Origin of the sequence: Stenotrophomonas terrae (genome assembly GCF_039674165.1) — a bacterium.
Classification (GTDB): Bacteria; Pseudomonadota; Gammaproteobacteria; order Xanthomonadales; family Xanthomonadaceae; genus Stenotrophomonas; species Stenotrophomonas terrae_A.
On sequence record NZ_JBDJMY010000008.1, the window covers coordinates 94,126 to 111,989 of the forward strand.

13 protein-coding genes and 1 tRNA gene are annotated in these 17,864 nt (G+C 63.3%); all 14 read right to left on the minus strand.

The features are described 5' to 3' along the window. Nucleotides 1-8: 8 nt before the first annotated feature. A complete protein-coding gene (lpxK, locus tag ABE493_RS05690) occupies nt 9-1,031 on the minus strand; it encodes a tetraacyldisaccharide 4'-kinase (RefSeq protein ID WP_346497983.1) in 1,023 nt (340 codons plus the stop codon). Further along, nucleotides 1,031-2,776, minus strand: coding sequence for a lipid A export permease/ATP-binding protein MsbA (gene msbA / locus ABE493_RS05695; protein WP_346497984.1), 1,746 nt, complete (start codon nt 2,774-2,776; stop codon nt 1,031-1,033). The genes lpxK and msbA overlap by 1 nt, the downstream gene beginning before the upstream one ends. After that, entirely contained in the window at nt 2,773-3,195 is a 423-nt protein-coding gene (locus ABE493_RS05700; protein WP_057626685.1) for an ExbD/TolR family protein, read from the minus strand. Before ABE493_RS05700 ends, msbA begins: the two co-directional genes overlap by 4 nt. Before the next feature lie 4 nt (nt 3,196-3,199). Then, entirely contained in the window at nt 3,200-3,862 is a 663-nt protein-coding gene (locus ABE493_RS05705; protein ID WP_346497985.1) for a MotA/TolQ/ExbB proton channel family protein, read from the minus strand. A gap of 3 nt (nt 3,863-3,865) precedes the next feature. After that, complete coding sequence (locus ABE493_RS05710) at nt 3,866-6,283, minus strand: DNA internalization-related competence protein ComEC/Rec2 (protein WP_430980720.1); 2,418 nt, start codon at nt 6,281-6,283, stop codon at nt 3,866-3,868. Between the two features lie 524 nt (nt 6,284-6,807). After that, nucleotides 6,808-8,916: a polyribonucleotide nucleotidyltransferase gene (gene pnp / locus ABE493_RS05715; protein ID WP_346497987.1), complete on the minus strand. Its 2,109-nt coding sequence runs from the start codon at nt 8,914-8,916 to the stop codon at nt 6,808-6,810. A 146-nt stretch (nt 8,917-9,062) separates the two neighbouring features. Next, nucleotides 9,063-9,323 (minus strand): 30S ribosomal protein S15, encoded by a 261-nt coding sequence (rpsO, locus tag ABE493_RS05720; RefSeq protein WP_057626688.1) that lies wholly within the window; start codon nt 9,321-9,323, stop codon nt 9,063-9,065. A gap of 182 nt (nt 9,324-9,505) precedes the next feature. Beyond that, entirely contained in the window at nt 9,506-10,417 is a 912-nt protein-coding gene (gene truB / locus ABE493_RS05725) for a tRNA pseudouridine(55) synthase TruB (RefSeq protein WP_346497988.1), read from the minus strand. A 114-nt stretch (nt 10,418-10,531) separates the two neighbouring features. Beyond that, nucleotides 10,532-10,921: a 30S ribosome-binding factor RbfA gene (rbfA, locus tag ABE493_RS05730; protein ID WP_346497989.1), complete on the minus strand. Its 390-nt coding sequence runs from the start codon at nt 10,919-10,921 to the stop codon at nt 10,532-10,534. A 162-nt stretch (nt 10,922-11,083) separates the two neighbouring features. Next, entirely contained in the window at nt 11,084-13,720 is a 2,637-nt protein-coding gene (gene infB / locus ABE493_RS05735) for a translation initiation factor IF-2 (RefSeq protein ID WP_346497990.1), read from the minus strand. 95 nt (nt 13,721-13,815) lie between these two features. Beyond that, on the minus strand, nt 13,816-15,327 hold the full coding sequence (gene nusA, locus ABE493_RS05740) for a transcription termination factor NusA (protein WP_346497991.1): 1,512 nt from the start codon (nt 15,325-15,327) through the stop codon (nt 13,816-13,818). Nucleotides 15,328-15,331: 4 nt separating this feature from the next. Beyond that, the gene (gene rimP / locus ABE493_RS05745; protein WP_346497992.1) at nt 15,332-15,919 is read right to left on the minus strand and encodes a ribosome maturation factor RimP; all 588 of its coding nucleotides are present in this window, start codon (nt 15,917-15,919) and stop codon (nt 15,332-15,334) included. Between the two features lie 200 nt (nt 15,920-16,119). Next, a tRNA-Met gene (locus ABE493_RS05750) sits at nt 16,120-16,196 on the minus strand. A gap of 199 nt (nt 16,197-16,395) precedes the next feature. Continuing rightward, the gene (gene nuoN, locus ABE493_RS05755; RefSeq protein WP_346497993.1) at nt 16,396-17,856 is read right to left on the minus strand and encodes an NADH-quinone oxidoreductase subunit NuoN; all 1,461 of its coding nucleotides are present in this window, start codon (nt 17,854-17,856) and stop codon (nt 16,396-16,398) included. Nucleotides 17,857-17,864: the final 8 nt, after the last annotated feature.

Sequence of the window (17,864 nt, forward strand, 5' to 3'; positions counted from 1 at the left end):
CGCCCCTATCAGGCGCGGGCCAACTTACCCAGACGATCCAGCAAGGCAATCCAGAACGCTGCCGGCAGCTCGGCCTGCAGCGGCACCGCGTAATGCCAGGCGGTGGCGAATGCCTGACATTTAACGGCATCCTTTTCGGTCATCAACAGCGGCAACTCGCTGCCGAACGACAGGTCCTGCGGTGTATAGCGATGATGATCGGCGAAAGCATGCGGCACCACGCCGATATCGCGGCTGCGCAACATTTGAAAGAACCGCTGCGGGTTGGCGATGCCGGCCACCGCATGCACGCGCAGCCCAGCGAAGGCCTTCAAGGGCTTGTCGGGGCCGCCATTCTGCGGCCGCGCCACCTCGATCGACAAACGCATGGCCCACTCGCCAAAGCCGCATTCGGCCAGCTGATCCGGCGCATCGCTGGCCTGGCCCAGGTTGACCACACGGAAGTCGCAATGTGCCGCTCGCGACACCGGCTCACGCAGCGGCCCGGCTGGCAGCAGCCGGCCATTGCCATAGCGACGCACCGCATCGACCACTTCGATCTCGATGTCACGCGCCAGACGGTAGTGCTGCAGGCCGTCGTCGCAGACCACCACATCGCAGCCAGCTTCCAGCAGCGCCTTCGCCGCCGCCACCCGATCCTTGTCCACCCGCACCGGCACGCCGGTCTTCCAGGCGATCAGCACCGGCTCATCGCCGCCCAGGCGCACGTCCATATCGGCGGTAACCCAACGCGCGGTATCGGCCTCATCGCGGCCATAGCCACGGCTGGCCACACCCGGCTTCCAGCCGGCTTCGCGCAGGCGGTTGACCAGTGCGATGGTCAACGGCGTTTTGCCGGTGCCACCGGCGGTGATGTTGCCAACCACGATCACCGGCACCGCCACCTGCCGGGCGCGCAGCCAGCCGCGCCGGTACAGACTGCGGCGCAGGCCGGTGAGCGCGGCGTACAGCGGTGCCAGCAAGCGTGCCGGCAATGGCACCGGCGCATCGCCATACCAGTAGGCCGGCGTTTGCGGTCCTTGCTTGGCCATCATTCCTGCCTGTCGCGGAACTGCATGCTATGCAGGTGTTCGTACACGCCACCCAACGCCAGCAACTCGGCATGGGTGCCCCGCTCAACAATGCGCCCCTGGTCCATCACCAACACCTGATCGGCATGTTCGATGGTGGACAGGCGATGGGCGATGACCAGCGTGGTGCGGTCGGGCATCAGCTTCTGCAGGGCGTCCTGCACCAGCCGCTCGGATTCGTTGTCCAGCGCGGCGGTGGCTTCGTCCAGGATGAGGATGGGCGCGTCCTTGAGCATGGCGCGGGCAATCGCCAGGCGCTGGCGCTGGCCGCCGGACAGACGACTGCCCTTGGCCCCCACCGGCGCATCCACACCCTGCGGCAGCTGCTCGACGAACTCGCTGGCATTGGCGCCATCGATGGCCTGCTGCAGCTCCGCTTCGCTGCGCTCCTGCAACTCGCCGTAGGCCACGTTCTGCGCGATGCTGCCATTGAACAAGGTCACCTGCTGACCGACCAGGGCGATCTGCCGACGAAGGTCGGCCAGCTTGTAGTCCTGCAGCGGATGACCATCAAGCAGGATCTCACCGGCCTCGATTTCATAGAAGCGCGGAATCAGCTTGATCAAGGTTGATTTGCCGCTGCCGGAACGCCCGACAATGGCGGTGACCGTGCCCGGCCGGGCAATGAAGCTGATGTCCTGCAGCGCCGGCTTGTCCTGCCCTGCGTAACGCGCGGTGACATTGCGGAACTCAAGCAGGCCCTTTGCACGCTGCAGCGGAATGCTGCCTGCGTCTACTTCATCTTCAGCATCAAGAACCGAGAACAGGCGCTGCGCCGAGGCGATGCCACGCTGGGTCATGTTCTGCACGTTGGTGAGCTGCTTCAGCGCGGGGATGATGGCCAGCATCGCCATCAACAGACCGACAAAATCACCCACGGTAAGGCGCCCGGCAGCGGCTTCGTGACCGGCAATCAGCAACAGCGCCGCCAGCCCCACCGCACCAATCAACTGCACCATGCTTGAAGAAACACTGCGCGTCGCCTCGACCTTCATCGCCAAGCGCAGATTGGTATTTGCCAGGGCGGTATAGCGATCCAGCTCGACCGGCTGTGCGCCGTAAATCTTGACTTCCTGCTGGCTGGACAGCGCCTGGTCGGCCGCCTGAAGCAGATCAGCCCCACTCTCCTGGATGCGGTGACTGATACGACGGTAGCGCTTGGCCACCTTGTTCATCACCCATGCCAACGGCGGTGCCAGCACAAAGATCGCAAGGGTTACCTGCCAGCTGTAGTAAAGCATCACCCCCAGCGAACCAAGTGCCTGCAGTGATTGCTGCAAGACCACCTTCATCGCATCAACCGCGGCCTGCGCCACCTGATCGCTATCCGAGCCCAGCCGTACCAGCATCGAAGGCACCGGCTCCGAATCAAACCGCTGGCCTGGCAACCTCAAATACTTGCCCAGTACGCGCACACGGAAATCTCGCGCGATACTGCGTGCAGCCTTGCCCATGCCTATGTCGGTCAAGTAGCCGGCCGCACCACGCAACAGGAACAGGCCAATAACGGCCAAGGGCATCCATTGATTGATGTCCTTCGGGTTCACCAGGCTATTGGTGATCGGGCTCATCAAGACCAGGAAACCACTGCCCGCAGCTGCTTCGATCAGCATGCCCAGGCCAGCCATCAACAGCAGCGGCCGATAGGGCTTGGCAAAGCCCAGCAAGCGCTTGTAGACCTGCCAGGCCGAAGTGTTATCACTCATTGCTTGGCTTCCGGCGCAGTGGCAATCGCAATCCGGCGGAACCCAAGCTGACCCAAGGCATCCTGCGCGGTGACCACCGCTTGATACGGTGTACGCGCATCGGCGCGCAGCAGCACCGTCTGCTCGCGATCAGCACCGGCCAGCTGCGCGATGATCTGCTTCAGCGATTCGATGTCGGTGCGCAGCACTTCCTGGTCATTGACGAAGTAGCGGCCATCGGCATTGACCAGCACGCTCAACGAACTCTGCGGCGCCGTCGTCTTCTGGTCGCTGGCGGTGGGCAGTTGCACCTGCAGCGTCGAGCGCGCATCGAAGGTGGTGGTCACCACGAAGAAAATGATCAGCACCAGGATCACGTCGATCAGGGGCACCAGATCGATATGCGGCTCATCCTGCGTGCGGTTGCTACCAATACGCATGGGCTCAGGCCTTTTCAGTCGCCGCCGGGCGCGGCGCTGCAGCCTTGTTGGCAGCCATCACCGCCGGCCGCCCATCGAGCGCGTCCAGCAGCGCTGCGGCCTCCTGCTCCATCTCGATCACATAGCCATCAATCAGGCCACGGAAATAGCGATGGAACATCAACGCCGGGATCGCCACCATCATGCCTGTGGCGGTACACACCAGCGCCTTGCCGATGCCGCCGGCCAGCTGGCCCACATCGCCCACGCCGTGATCGAGGATGCCCAGGAACATCTGGATCATGCCCACCACGGTACCCAGCAGGCCCAGCAAGGGACCGGCCGAGGCAATGGTGCCCAAGGCATTCAGGAAGCGCCCCATCCGATGTACCAGATGACGACCAGTGTCTTCGATACGTTCGCGGATCTGGTCACGCGGGCGATTGCGCGCCTCAAGCGCGGAAGCCAGCAACGCACCCAGCGGTGAGTTGGCACGCAGGGAGTCGATATGGCTGGCATCCAGCTTGCCGCGCGCTGCCCAGTTGCGGACCTCCTGGCCCAGCCCCGGGGGCAATACCTCGTTACGCCGCAGGCTCCAGAAACGCTCCAGAACGATGGCCAACGCCAGCACGCCCAACAGCAGCAACGGCACCATCGGCCATCCGCCGGCTTTGACCAATTCCCACACGTTTCAACCCTCCGGCGCCGTGGCCGCGTTTTTGATGTCCGATAGGATAGCAGCCGCCCGCGCCCGCTCAGCGGCATCCCACAGCCTTGAACGCCAGATTCTGCGCTCCCGTACCTGCAGCCCGCCTTCACCAAGCCACACCTGCAGCGCCCCACTATTGTCTGTAGCCAGCACTTCGGCGCCATTGCGCTGCCAACGCCTGACCACGTCCTGGCGTGGATGGCCGAAGCGGTTGCCGTGGCCGTTGGAGATCAGCGCAAGGCGCGCGCCGGTTGCGGCCACAAAAGCCGGGCTGGACGAACCGCCACTGCCGTGGTGCGCCACCAGCACCACATCCGCGCGCAGTTTTGCCGGCACCTGTTTGAGCAGACGCTGTTCGATCACCTCACCGATATCGCCAGTCAACAGGGCAGCCCCAAAGGGCCCCTGCACCCGCAACACGCAACTGGACTCGTTGCCCAGATAGGGAAACCCCTGCGTCGGATGCAGGAACTCGAAGCGTACCCCGTCCCATTGCCATACCTGCCCCGCCTCGCAGACAGACCCGGCCTGTGGCGACTGCAACGTCAACCCGGGCGGCGCCCAGAGACTGCGCGCCGGCAATACGGCCTGTACCGCCGCCACGCCGCCTGCATGGTCGTGATCGCCGTGGCTGACCACCAACGCGTCCAGCCGCTGCACGCCCAAGGCGCGCAGTGCCGGCACCACCACCCGCTCGCCCGCATCAAAGCCGTCGGCGACCGCCGGGCCGGCATCGAACAGCAGGCTGTGCTGGCCGGTACGTACCAGCACCGCCAAGCCTTGCCCAACATCCAGCGTGGTCAGTTCAAACGCACCGTCGCCGGGCCGGTCACGCCACGGCAGGCACAAAGGCAACCACAGCAGGAGCGCCAGGTATTTGCCCGGCATGCCGGCAGGCAGCAACATCCAGACCGCCGCCAACAAGGCCAGCGGCAGCGCCAACCACGCCGGCTCCGGCAACCACCACAGCGCATAACGGCCACTACCCAGCGCCTGGAACAGCGGCCAGCTCAGATCGAAACACCATGCCGATGCCCGCCAGGCAAACCCACCGGCACCATTGCATGCGGCCTCCAAGGCAGTACCCAGCAGCGCCAATGGCACCACCACCAGGCTCCACCACGGAATCGCCAGCAGGTTGGCGACCGGCCCGATCGCCGAGGCCTGGCCGAACAGCAGTACCGTCAGCGGCAGCAGGCCCAGCGTCGCCACCCGCTGCGCCGACAGAAAACTGCGCAGCCAATGCCCGCGCTCAGGCAGGCACCACAGCAGCCACGCCACACCGGCGAAGCTGAGCCAGAAGCCGGCCGTCAACACCGACAACGGCGCCAGACACAGCACAGCCAATGCAGCCAATGCCAGTGACGCGGCCACATCCACTGGCCGGCGACCAAGCCGCGCCAGCACCACCACCGCCACCATCAACACCGTCCGCACTGTCGGCAGGCCAAAGCCGGCAACGGCTGCATACAGAGTTGCGCCGATCAGCGCACCGATGGCGACCGCCTGCGGCCTGGGACAATAGCGGCCACACCAGGGCAGCAGCCGCCAGACACCGGCCACCATCCACGCTGCGCACAAAGCGACCATGCCAACATGGAAGCCGGAGATGGCGATCAGATGGGTCAGCCCTGTCGCCCGCAGCACCTGCCAATCCGCCTCACCAAGCCCGCGCGTGTCACCCAGCGCCAATGCCTGCACATAGTGCGAGGATCCGGCCGGCACCTGCGCCCTGATCCGCGCCGCCATCTGCTCGCGCCACGCGCCAAGCCCTGCTGCAGCCGACACTCTGTGCGGCGTCGGCGCCTGCCGCACGATAGCGCTGGCGGCGATGTCTTGCGCCAAGGCATGGCGTTCGGCATCAAAGCCACCGGGATTGATCAGACCACGGGGTGCGCGCACGCGCAGATCCAGCCGCCAGCGCTCGCCAGCACGCACGTGGATGCGCGCACCCGGCTCGCTTGCACCGAAGTCGTCGTACCAGGACACCTGCAATGTGCGCCCATGCAGACCCGCCGATTGAGCGATGTCTCCATCCACCCGTAGCTGGAAACGGGTACGTCGGATTTCGTGCTGGGGAAGGCTGGCCACTACGCCGACCACAGACACTTCCCTACCCTCCAAGGCCAGCGGCAGCTGCTGATCCAGGCCCCAGCCGGCGTGCAACCACGCCCAAGCCATGCCAGCCAGCAATGCACCCAGCCAGCGCCAGCGTGGGCTGGCCAGCCACAGCAAAAGGCCGAGCAAAAGGCTGGACCACCGCAAGGGGCTTGGCGGCAAGCCAGGCGCCAGGATCGCAATGCAGATGCCTGCCAGAAAACAGATGGCAACAGCCTTGCCGGCAAAAGCGATGCCTGCATGACCTGGCCCCACACCACCCCCGTCTGAGCGAGCAGCCATATCCGCCTCCATTTGCCCCATGGCCAATGCTGGCAGGCACCTGCCCCGATTCCATCGGCAGAACCGGGCGCTGGAAGATCGGGGTTGTCGGGCATCGAGCGTCGCCGGGTTGCGGCAGTGTTTGCGCCGCCCCTGCGAACGGCTGCGGGTTTGGCTTGTACGGCCTCTGCCGGGCATGGCTCGGCACTACCGGTGTCGGGGTTTGCAGGATAGGTTTTTGTAGGAGCGGCGTCAGCCGCGAAGCTGAAGGTCGATCAGGTTCCAAGGATTGCGGGCGCTTCAAGGCTGCTGGTTTCGCGGCTGACGCCGCTCCTACAAACGGCTGCGGGTTTGCTTGGACGGCCTCTGCCGAGCATGGTTGCCGGTTTGCTTGTACGGCCGCTGCCGAGCGTGGCTCGGCACTATCTTGCGCGCGTTGCCTTGCTTATGCGCTGCGCCTTGGTTGGCAGGCTCCGCCGTTTTCCAGGCAAAAGAAAAGCGGGCACAAGGCCCGCTTTTCTTCTCAGCGATACAACACGGCAGCCTTATTCGGCCGGAGTGCCCTCGCCTTCTTCGACTGCCTTCATCGACAGGCGGATACGGCCCTGCTTGTCGACTTCCAGCACCTTGACCTTGACCAGATCGCCTTCCTTCAACACGTCGCCAACCTTCTCGACGCGGTCGCTGGAGATCTGCGACACGTGGACCAGACCGTCCTTGCCCGGCAGGATGGTGACGAATGCACCGAAGTCCATGATCTTGGCGACCTTGCCTTCGTAGATGCGGCCCGGCTCGACGTCCGAGGTGATCTGCTCGATGCGGGCCTTGGCGGCCTGGGCAGCGGCGTTGTTCACCGAAGCGATGGTGATGGTGCCATCGTCCTGGATGTCGATCTGGGTGCCGGTTTCCTTGGTGATGGCCTGGATGGTCGAGCCACCCTTGCCGATCACTTCGCGGATCTTGTCCGGGTGGATCTTGATGGTCAGCAGACGCGGTGCGTAATCCGACAGCTCGGCACGCGGGGTGGTCAGGCCGTGGGCCATTTCACCCAGGATGTGCAGACGGCCAGCCTTGGCCTGCTGCAGTGCCTGCTTCATGATCTCTTCGGTGATGCCTTCGATCTTGATATCCATCTGCAGGGCGGAGATGCCCTCGGCGGTACCAGCGACCTTGAAGTCCATGTCGCCCAGGTGATCTTCGTCACCCAGGATGTCGGACAGGACGACGAAACGCTCGCCTTCCTTGACCAGACCCATGGCGATACCTGCGACCGGCGACTTGACCGGCACGCCGGCGTCCATCAGGGCCAGCGAGGAACCGCAGACCGAAGCCATCGACGAGGAGCCGTTGGATTCAGTGATTTCCGACACAACGCGAATTGTGTACGGGAAGGCTTCCAGCGACGGCATCACAGCCAGCACACCGCGCTTGGCCAGACGGCCGTGGCCGATTTCACGACGCTTCGGCGCACCGAAACGACCGCACTCACCGACCGAGTAGGGCGGGAAGTTGTAATGGAACAGGAAGTTTTCCTTGTACTCACCGGCAACAGCGTCAATGATCTGGCCGTCGCGTGCGGTGCCCAGCGTGATGGTCACGATGGCCTGGGTCTCGCCGCGGGTGAACAGGGCCGAGCCGTGGGTACGCGGCAGCACGCTGGTCTTCACCGCGATCGGGCGGACGGTGTCCAGCGCACGGCCGTCGATGCGGACCTTGGTGTCAAGCACCGAGTTGCGCATGGTGCTGTATTCCAGCTCGCCGAATTCCTTCGACACTTCAGCCGGGTTCCAGCCTTCAGCGGCAACGCGGCCAGCCAGGGCTTCAACCACGTCCTTCTTGATCGCCGAGATGGCATCGCGACGCTGCAGCTTGTCACGCACCTGGAAGGCTTCGCCGAGCTTGCCGCCGACGGCTTCCTGCAGGGCGCTGATCAGTACGTTGTTCTTGGCCGGGGCAACCCAGTCGCTCGGCTTGGTACCGGCTTCAACGGTCAGTTCGTTGATCGCGTTGATGACCTTCTGCATTTCGCGGTGACCGAAGGTCACGGCGCCCAGCATCACGTCTTCGGACAGCAGCGCGGCTTCGGATTCCACCATCAGCACGGCATTGGCGGTACCAGCGACCACCAGCTCCAGCTGCGATTCCTTCAGCTCCGACACGGTCGGGTTGAGGATGTATTCGCCATCCTTGTAACCCACCTTGGCGGCGGCGATCGGGCCCTTGAACGGGGTGCCGGCCAGCGACAGCGCAGCGGAAGCACCGATCAGCGCGGCGATGTCGCCGTCGATGTCCGGGTTCAGCGACATCACCGTGGCGATGATCTGCACTTCGTTCTTGTAGTCTTCCGGGAACAGCGGACGGATCGGGCGATCGATCAGGCGCGAAATCAGCGTCTCCTTCTCGGTCGCACGGCCTTCACGCTTGAAGAAGCCACCCGGGATACGGCCACCGGCGTAGAACTTTTCCTGGTAATCAACAGTCAGCGGGAAGAAGTCCTGCCCTTCGCGCGCGCTCTTGGCGGCGACGGCAGTGACCAGCAACACGGTGTCGTCCATCTTGACGATGACTGCGCCGCCGGCCTGGCGGGCGACTTCGCCGGTTTCAAGCGTGACGGTGTGTTTGCCGTACTGGAAGGTTTTGGTGATTTTTGCCACGGGGGATCCTTGAAATGCTTTCTTCGATTGGTCCGGTGCCAACCCATGTCGGCAACGGCTGGCCGGGCGGTTCCGGCCGGTCTACTACGATTTTGAAGCTCTTAAAACAAAGCCGCGGCGCATCGCTGCGCCGCGGCGGATATCGATTAGCGGCGCAGGCCGAGCTTTTCGATCAATGCTTTGTAGCGTGCGACATCCTTGTTCTTCAGGTAGTCGAGCAGGCTACGGCGGCGGTTGACCATCTGCAGCAGACCACGGCGGCTGTGGTGATCTTTCTTGTGTTCCTTGAAGTGGCCGGTCAGCAGTTCAATGCGAGCGGTCAGCAGGGCAACCTGGACTTCCGGGGAACCGGTGTCGGCAGCGCCGCGCTTGTTTTCTTCAATGACTTTCTGGGTGTCGATCGACATGAGTTTTCTCTTCAGATGCGGGGCCGGCAGGAACGTCAATGGACGCACCGCTCAGCTCGCCGATTAATAGGCTGCCCACCGAGGCGGACAGTTGCCCTTTCTAGGGCCGCAAAATTGTAACGGTCACAACCATCCGGGACAAGGCGAACGTGACCTGGAAGGTACGGCTGGCCCCTGCCCGTTCAGAGATTGAAGCGGCGTTGCGGGCCCAATCGCCCGCCTTCTTCGACCTGGCCCAGGCCCAGCGGCTGGCCGCTTTCTCCATGAACCACCACCAGGCCGACTGGCCAGGCCGGGTCACGCAAGCGCTGGCCCAGGCAGAACCGCGCCGCCTGCGCCGCATCCAGGTCAACCCGGGCAAACTGGCTCAAACCCTGCTCGATCGGCAGCAGCCAGCCCATCAGCGCCGCCTCGTCACCGGATTCGGCCACCGTGCGCAGCGCATCCAGGCCGATCATCTTCGGCGCCATGAACGGTTCAACCCACAGCCGGCGCAGCGCGGTGACATGCGCGCCACAGCCCAGCAGCTCGCCCAGGTCGCGGGCAATGCTGCGGATGTAGGTGCCCGAGCCACAGGTCACGCGCAGCGACAGATGCGCCTCTTCACGCCCCAGCACCTCGATCGATTGCACCAGCACCTCGCGCTCGGGCGCCTCGATGGCCTCGCCGCGGCGCGCCTTGGCGTACAGCGGCTCACCGCCCTGCTTCAAGGCCGAATAGATCGGCGCACGCTGCCGGATGTTGCCGGTCAGGCTGGCCAAGGCCGCCTGCAGCTGTTCGTCACTGAACGCCGGAACCGGCCGCTCGCGCAGCACAGCGCCATCGGCATCATCGGTATCGGTGGTGCTGCCCAGCCGGATTTCGGCGTCATAGGCCTTGGCCGAGCCCAACAGCAGGCCGGCGATCTTGGTCGCCTCGCCGAAACACAGCGGCAGCAGGCCGGTGGCCAGCGGATCGAGGCTGCCGGTATGCCCACCCTTTTCGGCACGGAACAGACGGCGGGCAACCTGCAGGGCCGTGTTGGAGCTCATGCCAGCCGGCTTGTCGAGCAGAACGATGCCATCCAGGCGGCGGAATTGGATTCGAGGACGCATGCAACACCATGGGCAAGCCAGCGCGCACCCGGCGCTACTGGCGGAAAACGGGTAAGCCGCCTGCGCGATCGCACGCAGGCCAGACATGACAACAGCCCTTTCGGGCTGCTGCGATTATTCTTTATTGGTGTCTTTGTCGGCGTCGGATTCGGGTTCCGGCGGCGGCACCAGGTCACGCAGCAGGTTTTCGATGCGCTCGCCACGGTCGACCGAATCGTCGTAGTGGAAGTGCAGCTCCGGCACGTGACGCAGCTTCATCGCCTTGGCCAGGGACATGCGCAGCTCGACGGTCAGCCCGCGCAAGCCCTTCATCGCCTCTTCCGCACGTTCCGGCATCAGCGCGGTCACGAAGATCTTGGCGTGGGCCATGTCACGCGTGACTTCCACGTCCGACACACTGACCGAGGGCAGGCCGAATTCACGCACGGCGGCATGCACCAGCGTGCCCAGATCACGGCGGATCTGTGCAGAAACACGGTCGGTACGATGGAAAGTCTTAGGCATCAGGCAAGTATCAGCAATAAAGAGTGAATTTCAATGGAACCGTACAACCGATCCGGGAACCGCGAGCGATTCCCGAACCGTGCATCCATACCGCGATGGGAGCTGAAGATCAGTGGCAATCCGCCTCGGCGAATCCCGAACTCCAACACCCAATCCCGGCACTTAGAGCGTGCGCGGCACTTCGATACGCTCGAAGCACTCGATCTGGTCGCCCGGCTTGACGTCGTTGTAAGCCTTCACGCCGATACCGCACTCGGTACCGTTGCGAACTTCCTCGACGTTTTCCTTGAAGCGACGCAGCGATTCCAGCTCGCCTTCGAATACCACCACGCTGTCCCGCAGCACGCGGATCGGCTTGTTCCGCTTCACCACGCCTTCGATGATCATGCAGCCTGCAACCGCGCCGAACTTGGAGCTGCGGAACACGTCGCGGACCTGCGCGATACCGATGATCTCTTCGCGGATTTCCACGCCGAGCAGACCGGAGGCCACCTGCTTCACCTGGTCGATCACGTCATAGATGATCGAGAAGTAACGCAGGTCAACGCCGTTGGACTCAATGATGCGACGGGCCGAAGCATCCGCACGCACGTTGAAGCCGATGACGGTGGCCTTGGAAGCCACAGCCGAGTTGGCGTCGGACTCGGTGATGCCGCCCACGCCGGAGTGGATCACGTTGATGCGGATGTCGTCGTTGGACAGTGCCACCAGCGCCTGGCTCAGTGCCTGCACCGAACCCTGCACGTCGGCCTTGATCAGCAGGTTCAATACCTGCTGGCCATCGCCCTTGCCCAGCTGCGACATGATGTCTTCCATGCGGCTGCCGGCAGTAGCGACCAGGCGCGACTCGCGACGCTTGGTTTCGCGCGTCTGCGCGACGTCCTTGGCCAGACGCTCGTCTTCAACCACGACGAAGTCGTCGCCAGCTTCCGGCACGCCGGACAGACCCAGCACCTGCACCGGAATCGACGGACCGGCTTCAGCAACCTGGCTGCCGGTTTCGTCGAACAATGCACGCACGCGGCCGTACTGGATACCGCACACCAGGTAGTCGCCCTTCTTCAGCAGACCCTGTTGCACCAGCACCGTCGCGACCGGGCCACGGCCCTTGTCCAGCGAGGATTCGATGACCACGCCGCTGGCGCGGCCTTCGGCCACGGCCTTCAGCTCCAGCACTTCGGCCTGCAGCGAAATCGCATCCAGCAGGTCGTCGATGCCCAGGCCGGTCTTGGCCGAGATTTCAACCATCTGCACGTCACCACCGAAATCTTCGGCCACGACCTGCTCTGCAAGCAGTTCGTTCTTGACGCGCATCGGATCAGCCGACGCCTTGTCGATCTTGTTGATTGCCACCACGATCGGCGCATTGGCTGCGCGAGCGTGCTGGATGGCTTCCTTGGTCTGCGGCATCACGCCATCGTCGGCAGCGACAACCACCACCACGATATCGGTCAGCTGCGCACCACGGGCACGCATCGAGGTGAACGCGGCATGGCCCGGGGTATCGAGGAAGCTGATCACGCCCTTCGGCGTGGTCACATGGTAGGCACCAATGTGCTGGGTAATGCCGCCGGCTTCGCCAGTGGCGATCTTGGTGCGACGGATGTAATCCAGCAGCGAGGTCTTGCCGTGATCGACGTGACCCATGATGGTCACCACCGGTGCACGCGGCACCGCTACGCGCTCATCGGCGTCGGTGATGGCCAGCAGTGCGTCTTCGGCATCGTTGTCACTGGCGCGCACGACCTTGTGGCCGAGCTCTTCGACAACCAGCGCGGCGGTATCGTGATCGATGGACTGGGTGATGGTGGCCATCACGCCCATCTTGAACAGCGCCTTGACCACCTCGCCGCCCTTCAGAGCGAGCTTCTGTGCCAGATCGGCCACAGTGATGGTGTCGCCGACGGCGACCTCACGCACAACCGGTGCGGTCGGACGTTCGAAGGCATGGCTGCCGCCACCGCTGCGCGATGCGTCATTGCCACGACGGCCCTGCGGTGCGCGAGCACCCGGACGGCCACGCGAATTATTGTTGTTGCTGTTGCCACGACGGGCACGATCAGACGCCGACAGGTGCAGCTGGCCGCCGAAACGGTTGCCATCACCACCTTCGTTGCGCTTGCCCGGCTTGGCGTTGGCATTGGCGTTGTTGTTGCCACGGTCATCGCGGGCAGGCGCACGGGCCGGGGCAGCTGCTGCTGCCGGGGCCTGACGCGCAGCACGCGGTGCCGGCGCTTCAGCTGCCGGAGCCGGCTTTGCTGCAGCGACCTTGGCGGCTTCTTCGGCGGCGACCTTCTCGGCCTCCACGCGTGCAGCCTCGGCTACCTCGGCGGCCTTCTTGGCGGCGATGCCTTCGTCGCGGGCGCGATCCTTCTCGGCCAGCATGCGCTGCTCGTCGAGATTGCGCTGACGCGATTCTTCGAGCTTGCGCAGGATATCGGCGCGCTCTTCGTCCGGCGTCATCGCAGGCTTGCCACCTTCCGGCTTGGTGTAGGTGCGCTTCTGGCGCACTTCCACATTGACGGTGGTCTTGCTACGGCCAGCACTGACGGTCACTTCCTGATGCTTGCGGCGATTCAGGGTGATCTTCTTCGATGCGGCATCAGCCTCTTCGACCGGCTGCTCTTCCTTGCCGTGCGAACGGCGGAGGAAGCCAAGCAGCTTCACTTTCTCGGTACTGGTCACGACCTGGTCGGGACCGCTGAACTTCATCCCGGCCTGGGACAGCTGTTCAAGCAGTTTCTCGACCGGCGTGTTGACCAGTTCGGCGAGCTTGCGGATGGTGGTTTGCTGCGACATTCGGATCCTATGATCTTGTTTGCACTCCCTCGTTACGAACGAAGGCAGCGCGGAGTCTACGCCCTGAGCGGCTCAGGGCACTGTTCATCGCTGGCTCATTCGCCGCGCTCCAGGCGGGCGATCTCCTCGGCGCGGGCTGCCAGGACCAACGCCGCGGCGCGCTCCAGATCCATACCCTCGATGCCGAACTCCAGAACCTCGTCGGCAGCCAGATCCGACAGATCCTCACTTGTGCGCACGCCGTGGCCAGCCAGCGCATACGCGGTAGCCTCATCCATGCCCTTCAGTGCCAGCAGATCGGCTGTCGGCACACCGCCGTCAACCCCCTCTTCCACCGCCAGCGCTTCATTGAGCAGCGCATCGCGGGCGCGGGCACGCAGTTCTTCAACGATATCTTCGTCGAAGCCCTCCACTGCCAGCAACTCACCAACCGGCACGTAGGCGATTTCTTCCACCGTACCAAAGCCTTCCGACACCAGGATGCCGGCAATTTCTTCGTCCACTTCCAGCTTGTCCATGAACAGCTGACGGGCGACGCCCTGCTCGGCTTCCGACTTGGCGGTCACCTGGTCCTGGGTCATCACATTCAGCTGCCAACCGGTCAGACGGCTGGCCAGGCGCACGTTCTGGCCGCCCTTGCCGATGGCCTGGGCCAGGCGGTCTTCTGCCACGGCCAGATCCATTGAATGCTTTTCTTCGTCGACGATGATCGACTGCACTTCAGCCGGCGCCATCGCGTTGATGACGAAGTTGGCCGGGTTGTCGTTCCACAACACGATGTCCACGCGCTCGCCATTGAGCTCGTTGGACACGGCCTGCACGCGCGAACCGCGCATGCCGATGCAGGCGCCGATTGGATCGGTACGGGTGTCGTGAGCCAGCACGGCGATCTTGGCGCGGTCGCCCGGGTCACGCGCACAGGCCTTGATTTCAACCAGGCCCTGGCCGACTTCCGGCACTTCCAGCTTGAACAGCTCGATCATGAATTCCGGAGCAGCGCGGCTGATGAACAGCTGCGGGCCACGCGGTTCCGAACGCACTTCAGCCAGGTAGCCGCGAACACGATCGCCGGCACGCAGCACGTCACGCGGAATGCCCTTGTCCTTCGGAATGAAGGCTTCGGCATTGCCGCCCAGATCGACATAGATGTTGCCGCGCTCGGCGCGCTTGACCACACCGGTGACCAGCTCGCCAACGCGGTCCTTCCACGCATCCACCACCTGCTGGCGCTCAGCCTCGCGCACACGCTGGACGATGACCTGCTTGGCAGCCTGCGCTGCGATACGGCCGAAATCCGGATTTTCAATCTGTTCTTCGATGTAATCACCGATCTCGACGTCATCGGCTTCGTCCACCGCGTCCATCATGCGGATCTGGCGGTCCGGCGATTCCATCACCACGTCATCGGCGACCACTTCCCAGCGACGGAAGGTTTCGTAGGTACCGTCCTTGTGGTTGATCGAAACGCGCGCCAGGATTTCCTGATCGGGGTAACGCTTCTTCGCGGCAGAGGCCAGCGCGGCCTCGATCGCATCAAAAATAACTTCGCGCGGCACGCCCTTCTCGTTGGCGACTGCGTCAACTACCAGCAAAAGTTCCTTGCTCATCGGCTCACTCCGCGCGCGGCTTTTTGGCCGCCGTTTCGTTATTGGAATTATTCTTGGACTTGCCTTGCTTGGGAGCAGGACCCGTCGGTTTGGTCGGTGCGAGGCCCAATGCGGCCCAGTCCGGAATGATGCGTGCCTTGTCGATATTGTCGAACGAAGCCACGAACGGCTTGTTGTCGACGACAAAGGTCACCGTGCCCTGCGTCAGGTCAACCGCAACGATCTCGCCCTGCAGGCGACGGCGGTTTTCCTGCGGCAGCTTCAGCCCGACCTTGGCGGATTCACCAATGGCCAGCTCGAACTGCTGCAGCGTGAACAGCGGGCGATCCACGCCGGGCGAGGACACTTCCAGCGTGTAATTGCCGCTGATCGGGTCTTCAACATCCAACTGCGCGGAAACCTCACGGCTCACCCGCTCGCAGTCTTCGACGTTGACCATGCGCTCAGGCTGCTCAGCCAGCGGCACGTCGATATAAAGGCGCAACGTTGCACCGCCCGGGGCCGGCAGATATTCGGCGCCAAGCAACTCGAGCCCCAACGCCTGCACGGTGGGGCTCAGCAGATTCGCGATTTCAGTAGCCTTGTCGCTCACAGCCAGCCTTGATTCGTAAGTTAGAGAACGGTTGTAACCCAACCGGGGTTTTGCGTATTACAGAAACAGCAAAGGGCCCACGTGGGCCCTTTGTCCGTTTGGATCCGTTGGCCGGATCCCGGTTGCAAGAACGGAAGCAGCCGTTCTTGCGAGCCCAACTTTTGCCTCTATCAACACTGCGTGTTGCCAAAGACCGAAGCTGGTAGCGGGGGCAGGATTTGAACCTGCGACCTTCGGGTTATGAGCCCGACGAGCTGCCAGACTGCTCCACCCCGCATCAGAAGCGAGATTATGAAGTAACCAAGTCGATAATGCAAGACTTATTTACTTCGCGTTTCTCTCTAACTGCTAGAGAAACCCGGAAAAACCCTTCCGGTTGAACCACTTATCAGGTGGCTCCGACCTTTCCGCTAGGCGGTGAGGTCGTCAACTCAGGAGATGAATAATACACACTTCGCGCAGATTTGTATCGTTTTTTATGACAAATGTGCAAAAGAATTGCTCATCCATTCCAGAATCGGGCCCAAGCCCAGCGGGAGGACCAGCAACAGCACGGAATTCACGCCCAAAACGATACCCAGGATGCGATCGTTGTTACGCGGCAGCGGCTCACCTACCGGCTCATCGAAGTACATGACCTTGATGACGCGCAGGTAGTAGAAGCAACCAATCACCGCACACAGCACGCCGACCATGGCCAGCCACAACAGGCCGCCCTTGATCGCAGCGCTCAGCACCGCCAGCTTGCTCCAGAAGCCGAGGAACGGCGGAATACCGGCCAGCGACGCCATGATGCACAGGACCAGGCCTGCCATCCACGGGCTACGGGCATTCAGGCCCTTGAAGTCCTCGATGTTCTCGGCCTCGAAACCGGCACGCGACAGCGCGATGATCGCGCCGAACGAGGCGGTCGACATGATGGCGTAGGCAATGGCGTAGAACATCGCCGCCGAATAGCCTTCCTTGCCACCACCGGCCACCGCCATCAGCAGGAAGCCGATGTGCGAAACCGTCGAATAGGCCAGCATGCGCTTCAGGTTGCTCTGTGCGATCGCCATCAGGTTGCCAACGACCAGCGACAGTGCGGCCAGGCCGGCCAACACGTACTGCAGCTCGGTCGACAGCGGGCCAACGCCCATTTCCAGCAGGCGGTAAGCCATGCCGAAGGCAGCCAGCTTCGGTGCCGAGCTGATGAACAGCGCGATCGGTGCCGGGGCACCCTGGTACACGTCCGGTAGCCACATATGGAACGGTGCAGCGCCCAGCTTGAAGGCAACACCGGCAACCATGAACACCGCACCGGTCAACAGCAGCAAGCGCTCGTCCGAATGGGCGATGGAGGCATGGATCACGTCCAAGTGCAGCGAGCCGGTGGCGCCGTAGATCAAGGACATGCCGTACAGCAGCAGGCCCGACGCCAGCGAACCGAGCACGATGTACTTCATGCCTGCTTCGGCGGCGAGCTTGTTCTCACGGTTGCTGGCAACCAGCGCGTAGGAGCACAGTGCCAGCAGTTCCAGGCCCAGGTACACCATCAGCAGGCTGCCGGCCGACACCAGGATCATCATGCCGGCGGTGGCGAACAGGATCAGCACCGGGATCTCGCCCTGGTACAGGTTGCGCTCGCGCAGGTAGCTCCAGCCGTAGATCAGGCTCAAACCGCTGACCAGCACGATCACCGTCTTCATGACATCGGCGGCGTTGTCACGGACAAACATGCCGTGGAACACCTCGCCCTGCCCGCCTGCACCGCCCAACAGCAAGGCGAAGGCGACAGCAAGGATCGCTACCGACAGAAAGTGGGTCCAGACCTTGTGCTTGGTGCTGATGAACAGATCAAGCATCAACAGGGCAAAGGCACCGCCAATCACTACCAGTTCGGGCAGCAACGGCAGCAGGTCGGTCATGGTCAACGGCAGAGGCGTCGGCGTGGTCATCATCAAAT